Source organism: Providencia sp. PROV269 (assembly GCF_028477785.1).
Classification (GTDB): Bacteria; Pseudomonadota; Gammaproteobacteria; order Enterobacterales; family Enterobacteriaceae; genus Providencia; species Providencia rettgeri.
On sequence record NZ_JAMPLV010000003.1, the window covers coordinates 160744 to 171665 of the forward strand.

Annotated in this window: 7 protein-coding genes and 1 pseudogene; 7 read left to right on the top strand and 1 reads right to left on the bottom strand. The window is 40.9% G+C overall.

The window, feature by feature from the left end:
• Positions 1-47: 47 nt before the first annotated feature.
• A complete protein-coding gene (gene upp, locus PR683_RS05195; RefSeq protein ID WP_004253541.1) occupies positions 48-674 on the bottom strand; it encodes a uracil phosphoribosyltransferase in 627 nt (208 codons plus the stop codon).
• 355 nt (positions 675-1029) lie between these two features.
• On the opposite strand from upp, the gene purM reads away from it, so the two are divergent.
• The 7 genes and pseudogenes from purM to PR683_RS05230 all read left to right on the top strand — a co-directional run bounded on the left by purM (position 1030) and on the right by PR683_RS05230 (position 10772).
• Positions 1030-2070, top strand: coding sequence for a phosphoribosylformylglycinamidine cyclo-ligase (purM, locus tag PR683_RS05200; RefSeq protein ID WP_004911381.1), 1041 nt, complete (start codon positions 1030-1032; stop codon positions 2068-2070).
• Positions 2070-2705 (top strand): phosphoribosylglycinamide formyltransferase, encoded by a 636-nt coding sequence (purN, locus tag PR683_RS05205; RefSeq protein WP_272571571.1) that lies wholly within the window; start codon positions 2070-2072, stop codon positions 2703-2705. The genes purM and purN overlap by 1 nt, the downstream gene beginning before the upstream one ends.
• 236 nt (positions 2706-2941) lie before the next feature.
• Complete coding sequence (gene speG / locus PR683_RS05210; RefSeq protein ID WP_004911388.1) at positions 2942-3529, top strand: spermidine N1-acetyltransferase; 588 nt, start codon at positions 2942-2944, stop codon at positions 3527-3529.
• 54 nt (positions 3530-3583) lie between these two features.
• A complete protein-coding gene (ppk1, locus tag PR683_RS05215) occupies positions 3584-5653 on the top strand; it encodes a polyphosphate kinase 1 (RefSeq protein ID WP_109912434.1) in 2070 nt (689 codons plus the stop codon).
• 4 nt (positions 5654-5657) lie between these two features.
• The gene (locus tag PR683_RS05220; RefSeq protein ID WP_109912433.1) at positions 5658-7187 is read left to right on the top strand and encodes an exopolyphosphatase; all 1530 of its coding nucleotides are present in this window, start codon (positions 5658-5660) and stop codon (positions 7185-7187) included.
• Between the two features lie 360 nt (positions 7188-7547).
• A pseudogene (gene mgtE / locus PR683_RS05225) lies at positions 7548-8834 on the top strand (magnesium transporter); the annotation flags it as partial.
• 585 nt (positions 8835-9419) lie between these two features.
• Positions 9420-10772, top strand: coding sequence for an MFS transporter (locus PR683_RS05230; protein WP_004911396.1), 1353 nt, complete (start codon positions 9420-9422; stop codon positions 10770-10772).
• Positions 10773-10922 lie beyond the last annotated feature (150 nt).

Sequence of the window (10922 nt, forward strand, 5' to 3'; positions counted from 1 at the left end):
TCTCTACAATTAATCAAAAAAAAGCCGACTTCTCAGTCGGCTTATCATTATTTAGTACCAAATATCTTGTCGCCCGCATCACCGAGACCCGGAACGATATATCCCTCTTCATTTAAATACTCATCAATTGAAGCGGTATATAATTCAACATCTGGATGCGCAGCTTCCAACGCTTTTAAACCTTCAGGCGCTGCAACAAGAACTAAGATTTTAATCGAGGTACAACCCGCATTTTTTAATAAATCAATGGTAGCAATCATTGAGCCACCCGTCGCTAACATTGGGTCGACCACTAATGCCATACGTTCTTCAATGTTAGAGGCGAGTTTTTGGAAATAAGGGACAGGCTGCAGTGTTTCTTCATCACGATAAACACCTACCACACTGATACGTGCACTTGGAATGCTATCTAATACACCGTTCATCATACCAATACCCGCACGAAGAATTGGTACTACAGTGATTTTCTTACCTTTAATTTGTTCTATTTCTACAGGACCACACCAACCATCGATAGTCACTTTTTCAGTTTCAAGGTCAGCAGTTGCTTCATAAGTCAGTAGGCTACCAACCTCTGAGGCCAGTTCACGAAAGCGCTTTGTGCTTATATCATGATCTCGCATCAGGCCGAGTTTATGTTTAACGAGAGGGTGTTTTACCTCAACGATCTTCATGGGTTTCTCCTACTATTTAAGACGGCGGCGGACAAAAAAATCGCCGGATTATACCTCTTTTAGCTTTGGTTGCCACTAGATAACGCTTGATTTTGGTCAAAACAACAACGATTAACGCCATTTTTTTAAAAATTATACCTCATCTCAGTTAAGTTGAAATTGGTAAAACCGCAAATTTGATTTAAATAAATACATTTCTTATTTTGCTATACAACTTCTATAACGTTCTACCATTCTTCGATTATGCGTACCCAAAAATTTCCAACACAAAGCTATCGCAAACGTTTGCCTAGCCTGTTAGAATAATGTCAATGATGTTATTTTTCTCAAAAATGTAATTGCCTTGGGGGCCGTAGTGACTGATAAAACCTCTCTCAGCTATAAAGATGCCGGTGTTGATATTGATGCGGGTAACGCCTTGGTTGAACGTATTAAAGGTGTCGTAAAAGAAACCCGCCGCCCAGAAGTCATGGGAGGTCTTGGGGGATTCGGTGCATTATGTTCCCTACCGCAGAAATACCGTGAGCCTGTTTTAGTTTCAGGCACTGACGGTGTCGGTACCAAATTACGCTTAGCAATGGATTTAAAACGTCATGACTCCATTGGGATTGACCTTGTGGCTATGTGTGTCAATGACTTGATTGTTCAAGGCGCAGAGCCCCTGTTCTTCCTTGATTATTACGCGACCGGTAAACTAGATGTCGATACCGCTGCGAGTGTGATTACGGGTATCGCAGAAGGTTGTAAACAGTCAGGTTGTGCGTTAGTGGGTGGTGAAACCGCGGAAATGCCGGGAATGTACCATGGTGAAGACTACGATGTGGCTGGTTTCTGTGTGGGTGTTGTTGAACGCTCAGAAATCATCGATGGTAGCAAAGTGAGTGCTGGTGACGCCTTAATTGCTTTAGCCTCTAGCGGCCCGCATTCAAATGGTTACTCGCTGGTTCGCAAGATCCTCGAAGTCAGCCAAACCAACCCAGAAGAAACTCAATTAGATGGGAAACCTTTAGCTGACCACTTATTAGAACCAACACGCATTTACGTTAAAAATGTATTAGAGCTGATCGCAAACAGCGATATCCATGCAATTGCCCACATTACTGGTGGTGGTTTCTGGGAAAATATTCCTCGCGTACTGCCTGACAACACACAAGCAATTATTGACGGTAGCAGCTGGCAATGGCCTGCTGTCTTTAACTGGCTGCAGCAAGCTGGTGATGTGAGCACTCATGAAATGTACCGTACCTTCAACTGTGGTGTGGGGATTATTATTGCTCTACCACAACAGGAAGTTGAAAATGCACTTGCTCTGTTGAACAAGCTTGGCGAAAACGCATGGCAAATCGGTACAATTGGCGCATTACCAGCGGGTGAAGAGCAGGTTGTGATCCGCTAATGAAAAAAATTGTTGTCCTCATTTCTGGCAGCGGTAGTAATTTGCAATCATTAATTGATAGCTGCCGCACTGGGGCAATTGGCGCTCACATTGTTGCTGTCATTAGCAACCAAGCCAATGCTTATGGGCTTGTTCGGGCACAACAGGCTGGAATACCAGCCTGTTTTTTAGATGCCAAACAGTATACTGACCGCCAAGCATATGATGCTGCATTACTCGCACAAGTCGACCAATATCAGCCTGATTTAGTCGTATTAGCGGGTTTTATGCGTATCTTATCAGCCCAATTCGTCAACCACTTTGCGGGTAAATTACTCAATATCCATCCTTCTTTGTTACCGAAATACCCCGGTTTACACACGCATCGTAAAGCGCTAGAAAATGGGGATAAAGAACATGGCACATCCGTTCATTTCGTTACCGAAGAACTGGATGGCGGGCCAGTTATTTTGCAAGCTAAAGTGCCTATCTTTGAACAGGATAACGAAGACGATATTATCGAGCGGGTAAAAGCCCAAGAACATACGATTTACCCATTAGTTGTTGAGTGGTTCATTAGTGGCCGATTAACAATGCAAAAAGGTAAAGCTGTGTTAGATAACCGAATTTTACCGCAACAAGGTTACGCTAACTAATAATATTCGTGATGAGCAAAACGTCATTTCAAGGGTGGGTATCCACCCTTTTTCTTCGCATTCACATAAAAACACGATCGCAAGCTATTACATAAAAACATTAGCGTTGGGTAAAATGAATTATTTTTCAACAAGGTGATAATCTCTCTGTGCTGTGTCATTATTTTATCGCAAATAAATGTTATCCTTATAGTCGAAGAACAAAACCATTTTCCTAACTAAATAGAGGTATTTTTATGACGACCGGGCAAGTTCATCCGTTTAGGTTGCGCCCACTTGAACGTGAAGATTTAGCATTTATTCACCAGCTTGATAACAATGCCAGTGTTATGCGTTATTGGTTTGAAGAACCTTATGAAGCTTTCGTTGAATTAAGCGATCTTTACGATAAACATATTCATGACCAGTCTGAACGCCGTTTTATCGTTGAAAATGACAGTGAGAAAGTTGGCTTAGTCGAATTGGTAGAAATTGATTATGTTCACCGACGCTCTGAGTTTCAAATTATCATTGCACCGAGCCATCAAGGCCATGGCTATGCGAGTCGCGCTGCGAAATTAGCAATGGACTACGCGTTTTCCGTACTAAACTTATATAAACTTTATCTTATTGTTGATAAAGAAAATGTTAAAGCTATCCATATTTATAATAAACTAGGCTTCCATACTGAAGGCGAACTGATCGACGAATTCTTTGTCAATGGTCGCTATCACACCGCTATCCGTATGTGTATTTTTCAGCAACAATATTTTACGATGAAGCAACAATCTGCTAATCCAGAAAGTGTTATTACCCAAGATAAAGCAATTAAACAACACATTTAGCTAACTGACTGGTATCATAGCCATAAAGTAACAAGAGTCTAATACGGAGTTAGAATGTCCCAAGAACGTCTCTATCATGAAAAAGAGTTAAGCTGGCTGTCTTTTAACGAGCGTGTTTTACAAGAAGCAGCCGACAAGCGTAACCCTCTTATTGAGCGAATGCGTTTTTTGGGAATTTATTCCAATAATCTAGACGAGTTTTATAAAGTCCGCTTCGCCGACGTTAAACGCCGTATTTTAATTAATGAAGAACGCGGCTCGGCAAGCGGTGCTCGCCACTTGTTAAAGAGAATTCAGTCAAGAGTTGCCAAACAAGAACAAGAATTCGACATTCTCTATAATGACTTATTATTGGAAATGGCGCGCAATCAAATATTCTTGATTAACGAACGTCAAATTTCGCCTCGCCAACAGATATGGTTACGTCAGTATTTCCGCCAGAATCTGCGGCAGCATATTACGCCAATATTAATTAATCCTGATACCAATCTCGTTGAATTTCTAAAAGATGACTACACTTATCTTGCAGTTGAAATCATCAATGGCAATCAGATTCAATATGCACTATTGGAAATTCCATCCGATAAAGTCCCGCGGTTTGTTAACCTGCCTCCAGAAATGCCAAAGCGTCGCAAGTCAATGATCCTAATTGATAATATCCTTCGCTATACGCTCGATGAAATTTTCAAAGGTTTTTTTGATTACGATAAGCTCAATGCCTATTCGATGAAAATGACGCGTGATGCAGAGTACGACATCGCAACAGAGATGGAATCGAGCTTGCTCGAAATAATGTCATCTACATTAAAACAACGTTTAACCGCAGAACCCGTCCGTTTTGTCTATCAGCGTGATATGCCTGACGAAATGGTTGCTCTTTTACGTGAAAAACTGGGGCTATCCAGCGATGACTCCGTGATTGCCGGTGGCCGCTACCACAATTTTAAAGACTTTATTAATTTCCCTAATGAAGGAAATAAAAACCTATTAAACAAGCCATTACCAAGGCTGCGTCACCGCTGGTTTGATAACTTCCGTAACGGTTTCGATGCCATTCGCGAACGCGATGTACTGTTATATTATCCCTACTATACCTTTGAACATACTTTAGAATTATTGCGCCAAGCGTCTTTTGACCCGAATGTATTATCGATTAAAATTAATATTTACCGTGTCGCGAAAGACTCACGCATTATCGATTCTGTCATTCATGCCGCTCATAATGGAAAAAAAGTCACAGTGGTCGTTGAGTTACAAGCACGATTTGATGAGGCCGCTAATATTCATTGGGCAAAACGATTAACTGAAGCGGGCGTGCATGTTATTTTCTCCGCGCCCGGGCTTAAAATCCATGCAAAATTATTTATTATTTCACGCATGGAAGAAGGCCAAATCGTGCGTTATGCCCATATCGGTACGGGCAATTTTAACGAAAAAACCGCTCGGCTTTATACGGATTACTCCCTACTCACTGCAAATGAACTGATCACCAACGAAGTTCGTCGGGTATTTAGTTTTATTGAAAATCCTTATCGCCCAGTGACTTTCGATAATCTAATGGTGTCACCACAAAATACACGTATTCGTTTGATGGCCTTAATTGACCAAGAAATCGAAAATGCGCTCGCTGAACGGCCCAGTGGCATTACATTAAAAATTAACAACTTAGTCGACAAAGAATTGACTGACAAACTGTACGATGCCTCCAATGCAGGTGTCAAAATTCGTTTATTAGTCAGAGGGATGTGCTCTTTAGTCGCCGGCCAAGTCGGCTACAGTGAAAATATTCAGGTAACCAGTATTGTTGACCGCTTTCTTGAACATGACCGTGTTTATGTTTTCACCAATGGGGGGGACGAAAAAGTCTTTATTTCTTCTGCTGACTGGATGACCCGCAACATTGATTACCGCATTGAAGTCGCCGTTAGCTTAGTCGACCCGCATTTAAAACAACGGGTATTGGATATTTTAGAGTTGCAATTTAGCGATACTGTTAAAGCACGTTATGTTGACAAAGATTTAAGTAATCATTATGTTCCCCGCGGAAATAAACGTAAAATTCAGGCCCAGCTTGCTGTGTATGATTATTTAAAATCAATCGAAACACCGGATACAAGAGCTTAAAAATATGCCAATAACCAACGCCTCAACACCGAGACCACAAGAAATTGCGGCTATAGATTTAGGCTCAAACAGTTTTCACATGGTCATTGCTCGCATCGTTAATGGTGCATTGCAAGTTCTTACACGGTTAAAAAAACGTGTTCACCTAGCTGATGGTCTAAGTGATACCAATGAATTAAGTGAAGAAGCCATGGAACGTGGGCTTGCCTGCCTCGCGTTGTTTGCCGAACGGTTACAAGGCTTTCCCCCTGAAAACGTATGCATTGTTGGCACTCATTCATTACGTGTAGCAACGAATGTAAAACTGTTTTTGCAGCGCGCTAAAGAAATCATGCCTTACCCTATTGAAATCATTTCAGGTCAAGAAGAAGCACGGTTAATTTTTATGGGCGTTGAGCACACTCAACCCGAAAAAGGCCGTAAATTAGTACTCGATATCGGTGGTGGTTCGACAGAGTTAGTTATTGGTGAAAAATTTGAGCCGCTTTTGATTGAAAGCCGCCGTATGGGCTGTGTTAGCTTTGCCCGTACTTACTTTCCAAATGAAGAAATTACCCCTGAATATTTCAATCGAGCCTACCTAGGGGCTTGCTTAAAATTAGAAAGCACCGCGATTTTATTTAAGAAACAAACTTGGGACGTTGCGATGGGCGCCTCGGGCACCATCAAAGCTGCCCATAGTGTGATACAAGAATTAGGCTATAAAGACGGTATTATTACACGGGAACGTCTTATCGAAATCAAGCAAATGGCGTTGAAATATAAGTCATTTAGCACCCTGAATATATTAGGCCTATCGAATGAACGTAAACACGTATTTGTTCCTGGCTTAGCGATTTTACTTGCCGTATTTGATTCATTAGAAATTAAAGAGTTACGTTTATCTGACGGTGCATTGCGTGAAGGTGTTTTATATGAAATGGAAGGCCGTTTCCGCCACCAAGATATCCGCCAGCGTACTGCTTTAAGCCTTGCTGAGCATTATAATATCGATAGAGAGCAAGCTAAACGCGTATTAAAAACCATGGAAGAACTCTATTTCCAGTGGGGACAACAAAACCCCAAGCAACTTAACCCACAACTGGAATCCATTTTAATATGGGCAGTTATGCTCCATGAGGTTGGGTTAAGTATTAATCATAGTGGTATGCACCGCCATTCTGCTTATATTTTGCAAAATACCAACTTACCGGGCTTCAACCAAGAACAGCAACTATTACTGGCAACATTAGTACGTAATCATCGTAGGGCTATTAAGTATGACGATATCCCTAAATTTAATTTATTTAAAAGAAAACAATTTATGCCGCTTATTCAAATTTTGCGGCTAGCCATTTTGTTAAATAATCAACGCCAATCTACCACAATCCCCTCTTCGTTACGGATAGAAACGGATGATGGGCACTGGACTCTCTATTTACCATCTGAATATCTCGTGCAAAATACATTGATGATATTGGATTTAGAAAAAGAAAGTGGCTATTGGGAAGATGTCCCCGGTTGGTCGTTAACTATTTGTGCAGAAAATGAGTGATTTGCGGCCATTATTGTAGTGATTTATGCTTATTCTTCATCACTGATGACTTTGAAATCACCGCTTATTTGACTCAACTATTTGATATATTATTTAAATAGGCGACAATAATGATAATAAATTTCGTCCGCTCGCAGACGAATTCATAAAAAGCGCTTTTGCGCTGCTATTGCTTTAAGGATTAAAATGTCACAACCTGCTTTTTCAATCGATGCGGTGCCAACAGTCAACCCGCACTCTCAAAAACTGGCACATATTCGCCAGCAAATCCTGACGCTATTTTTAGATGACGAAGAGTTCGTCCATGCGCTTGTTGAAAATGATCAACACGTCAGTATTGATGACAAAGCAATTAGTGAAAAAATTAGTCTTGTAAAAGAATTGCTACTTGATTTACACACTGCGGATATCGCCGATATCTTAGAAATGCTCCCTTATGATGAGCGTCTCGCGTTATGGCGTCTTGTTGATAATAACGAACGTGGTGAAGTCTTAGTTGAGGCCTCCGTATCTGTTTGGGATAGCCTAATTAAGGATATGTCTGACAGAGAACTGCTTCGCGCCGTTGCTAATTTGCATGTTGACGAACAAGCTTATATTGCTGAGCATTTACCTCGTGACACCATGCGCCGGCTCCTCACCTATTTAGAGCCTAGCCTACGTAGCCGCATTCGCGAAGTTTTACAATATGCGAAAGATAGCGTCGGGCAAATGATGGATTTTGAATTCGTCACTGTACGCCCGAATGTGACACTAAAAACGGTTCAACGTTATTTACGCCAACGAGGCAAGATCCCAGAAGCCACCGATAAAATTTTTGTTGTCGATAACAATAATTATCTGCAAGGTGAATTACCACTAACCACTATTTTGACGCAATCCCCTGAAAAAATAGTGGCCGATGTCATGAAAACTGACACTGTGACCTTCTTGCCCGATGAAAAAGGCGAAGATGCCGCTAGTGCGTTCGAACGTTATGACTTAATTTCTGCTGCTGTTGTTGATAATAGCGGCCTACTGATGGGCCGCCTGACGGTTGAAGATATCGTTGATAACATCAGTGAAGAAAACGATAACAGTATTCGTCGTATGGGGGGGTTAAGCCCTGAAGAAGACGTTTTCGCCCCGGTTGGCCAAGCCGTTAAAACCCGTTGGACATGGTTAGCCATTAACCTATGTACCGCTTTTGTTGCTTCTCGTGTTATTGGCGTCTTTGAAGATACCATTTCCCAATTAGTCGCGTTAGCCACATTAATGCCAATTGTGGCAGGAATTGGGGGAAATACGGGAAACCAAACCATCACCATGATTGTTCGTGCCATTGCCCTGCACCAGATACAAAATAATAGTTTCTCTTTCTTAATGTTAAGAGAGCTTGGCGTCGCCTTTATTAATGGCGTTGTTTGGGGCGGAATTATGGGAGTCGTTACCTATTTCCTATATGGTGATATCGCTATGGGCGCTGTCATGACATTAGCGATGATCTTGAACCTACTAATGGCAGCGATTATGGGGGTGCTTATTCCACTCATTATGCTGAAAATGGGCAAAGACCCTGCTATCGGCTCTAGCGTGATGATCACCGCTATCACCGATACAGGTGGGTTCTTTATTTTCCTTGGCTTAGCCACGCTATTCCTCGTTTAAATTTACTTTGCACGCGTCCTGTTTCTTGGTGGGCGCGTGCATTTTACAAAACACTCCCTGCGCTAACAAAACCTCGTCAAAATCCCAAGATTTCGCAAGTAAGCTTATTATTTATCTATTAATTAAATGCTTTTATAGTTATTTAGTTTATCGAGATTAATAAAGTTAATTATAACGAAAAATAATTAGGTAATATTTGTTTACTATATTTTCAGTAAGAATTTATTAAATTAAATATAATTAACACTGTAACTGACTAATTTAAATATACGATATTCTGCAAAATTCATATTATTAACATCATATAAGGTTATTTATCATCGCACTAAATCAATAATCCAGACAATCAAAACTAATTGGAATGTTATTCTTGTTTTTAGGGTTGAGGTTTACAGAATATAGAATTTCCTGCTATAAATATACACATGCAAAAAAGATACTGTGTATTAAACTAAGTTATACCCATCCAACGTTTTATACCTCTTATCTGCACCAATAAAAATGATTAGCTCATTATTATGAGCCAATGCTTATTATTTTGAATTTATGCAATTTAGTATTTCAGGTAGTTAGAAGGAAACTATAATGACACCGCAAACAGCCAGCCAGCCCTCTGCGAGGCCTTTGGGCAAAGAAGACTATAAAACATTAGGCTTATCCTCTTTAGGGGGTACCCTTGAGTTTTACGACTTCGTTATCTTTGTTTTTTACGCAAAAATTATTTCCCAACTATTTTTTCCAGGGGATAACGAATTTCTCGCACTAATGGCAACACTGGGCCTATTTGCAGCAGGTTATCTTGCTCGTCCTCTTGGTGGCATTATTATGGCTCACTTTGGAGATAAAATTGGCCGCAAGAAAATGTTTACCTTAAGTATTTTCTTAATGGCATTCCCAACATTTGTCATTGGTTTTTTACCGACTTTTGAAACCATTGGTGCTGCAGCCCCATTACTGCTGCTGTTAATGCGTATTATGCAAGGTGCCGCGATTGGTGGTGAAATGCCAGGAGCATGGGTATTTATTGCAGAGCATACACCAAAGCAACGCTATGGCTTAGGTGTTGGTACACTGACTTCTGGGATCACTGGCGGTATTTTATTAGGCTCTATCGTCGCTATTATTATTGAACGCTCTTATACCACAACTGAAATTCATGATTTCGCATGGCGTATTCCATTTATTCTTGGTGGTATTTTTGGGTTTATTTCTGTGTATTTACGCCGTTTTTTACAAGAAACTCCGATATTCAAAGAACTGGCCGCTAAAAAGGCTTTGTCACAAGAATTACCCGTCAAAACTGTGATTAAATCTCATAAGCAAGCCTGTATGATCACGGCGGCACTGACGTGGTCATTATCAACCGCTATCGTTGTCACTATTTTGATGACGCCAGATGTGGTGTTAAAAGGGATCTATAACATTGACCGAAATATTGCATTGCAAGCCAACTGTGCCGCAACATTAACCTTAACATTAGGCTGTATCTTCTGGGGTTGGTTAGGCGATAAAACAGGAACACGTACCTCAATGACTTTATCCTGGGGTGGATTGGCCGTAACGGCAATTTACTTCTATTCGTCATTATCCAGTGATATTGCGGCGAGTACGTTGATTTTTAACTATGGCTTGATGGGCTTCTTTGTTGGCGCGATTGCAACGACACCAATTATCAGTACACGCGCATTTCCACCTGAAATTCGCTATTCTGGTCTGTCATTCGCTTACAATGTGGCTTATGCAATTTTTGGTGGTTTAACACCAATATTAACTGGTGCTTGGTTGCAGCAGTCTCACATGGCACCTGCCTATTATGTTGCTGGCGTCTCATTATTAGCGGTTGCTGTAGCCTTTATTCCTCTATCTTGGAAGGGTTGGACAGTCAATTCTGAGTCCTCAAACGAAAAATCTGCGGTTCTAAACGCTTCTAGCTTATAACATTTCTTGCACCCTATTTATTAGGGTGCAATTCTCATTGAGAAAAGTTAATTTCCCCCCACGCCCTCCTTTACACTCACAGCAGCATACAAGTACAGAAATTGACACTTATTCATATTTCCTCCATTTTTCTTTGTACCTATCACGTTA

Excerpts from the sequence above, each read along its gene's own strand:
- ppk1 (WP_109912434.1), top strand. The coding sequence starts at position 3,584 with ATGTCCCAAGAACGTCTCTATCATGAAAAAGAGTTAAGCTGGCTGTCT.
- purN (WP_272571571.1), top strand. The coding sequence starts at position 2,070 with ATGAAAAAAATTGTTGTCCTCATTTCTGGCAGCGGTAGTAATTTGCAA.
- PR683_RS05230 (WP_004911396.1), top strand. The coding sequence starts at position 9,420 with ATGACACCGCAAACAGCCAGCCAGCCCTCTGCGAGGCCTTTGGGCAAA.
- upp (WP_004253541.1), bottom strand. The coding sequence starts at position 674 with ATGAAGATCGTTGAGGTAAAACACCCTCTCGTTAAACATAAACTCGGC.
- speG (WP_004911388.1), top strand. The coding sequence starts at position 2,942 with ATGACGACCGGGCAAGTTCATCCGTTTAGGTTGCGCCCACTTGAACGT.
- PR683_RS05220 (WP_109912433.1), top strand. The coding sequence starts at position 5,658 with ATGCCAATAACCAACGCCTCAACACCGAGACCACAAGAAATTGCGGCT.